Origin of the sequence: Mesorhizobium sp. B1-1-5 (assembly GCF_006443065.1) — a bacterium.
Lineage (GTDB): Bacteria > Pseudomonadota > Alphaproteobacteria > Rhizobiales > Rhizobiaceae > Mesorhizobium.
The window spans coordinates 1-1,015 of the sequence record NZ_VFWS01000682.1 but is presented as its reverse complement, the minus strand read 5'-3'; the positions used below and the strand labels follow the sequence as shown (position 1 = coordinate 1,015).

1 protein-coding gene and 2 pseudogenes are annotated in these 1,015 nt (G+C 69.2%); all 3 read left to right on the top strand.

Translation table 11 applies throughout. The annotated features are described in order from the left end of the window. Positions 1 to 140, top strand: a pseudogene (locus tag FJ980_RS35770) (tonB-system energizer ExbB); the annotation flags it as partial. A gap of 12 nt (positions 141 to 152) precedes the next feature. Beyond that, positions 153 to 620, top strand: a complete 468-nt coding sequence (gene exbD / locus FJ980_RS34355) for a TonB system transport protein ExbD (RefSeq protein WP_140547754.1) — start codon at positions 153 to 155, stop codon at positions 618 to 620. Continuing rightward, positions 617 to 1,015 (top strand): annotated as a pseudogene (locus tag FJ980_RS34350) (energy transducer TonB); the annotation flags it as partial. The gene exbD and the pseudogene FJ980_RS34350, both read left to right, overlap by 4 nt.

Here is a 1,015-nt window from a genome sequence, read left to right as displayed (position 1 = left end):
TCATCTACAACGTCTTTGCGCGCTCGATAGCCGGCTACCGGCAGATCCTTGCCGACGCCTCCGCCGGCGTCGAGCGGCTGGTCAGCCGCGACCTCGATTTCCGCACGGTGGCGCCGGCAACGGCGCTGGCGGCGCAGTAGCGGGGCAAGACCATGGGCAGCCGCATCCGTCAGACCATGGACGACGATCTCGAGGAAAGCCACGAGATCAATGTCACGCCCTTCATCGACGTCATCCTGGTGCTGCTGATCATCTTCATGGTCGCAGCGCCCTTGGCGACGGTGGATGTCAATGTCGACCTGCCGGGCTCGACCGCGACGCCGGCGCCGCGGCCGGAGACGCCGCTGTTCCTGACGTTGAAGGATGACCTCTCGCTAGCGATCGGCAACGACACCGTGTCGCGCCAGGTTTTCGCCGCCACGCTTGACGGCAAGACCAAAGGCGACAAGCAGGCGCGCATCTTCCTTCGCGCCGACAAGGCGGTTGCCTATGGCGACCTGATGGAGGCGATGAACCTGCTGCGCGGCGCCGGCTACCTGAAGATCGCCCTGGTCGGCCTGGAGGCTGCGCACGCCGGCGATGCTCCCGCAGTGGCGCCAAGCGGAGCCGCTGGTCCATGACCGGGCAAGCGGCCGCCTCGCCAACGGTGGAGCTGTCGCGCCTCGGCTGGCGCGACCTCGGCCTGTGGGCGGTTGCGGCCGCGCTGGTGCTTGGGGCGCATGTTGCGGTCGCCTATGCGGTGCAGAGCTTCAGCCCGGTCGACCCGGCGGATGGCGGGCCGCCGTCGGCGCTGGCGATCGAGATGGCGCCGATGGTGGTGACGCCGGCCGTGCCCGAGCAGGCCGCGACGCTGGACGCCGCTGTGCCCGCCCAGGCCGAGCCGGTCGAGGAGACCGAAAAGGCGCCCGAAGCCGAGCCCGAGAAAGTGGCCGAGCAAACGGAGCCCGTTGCCGAGCCGGATGCGCCGCCGCCTGATGCAACCGAACCGACTGAGACGATGCGGACTGAGCCGGTT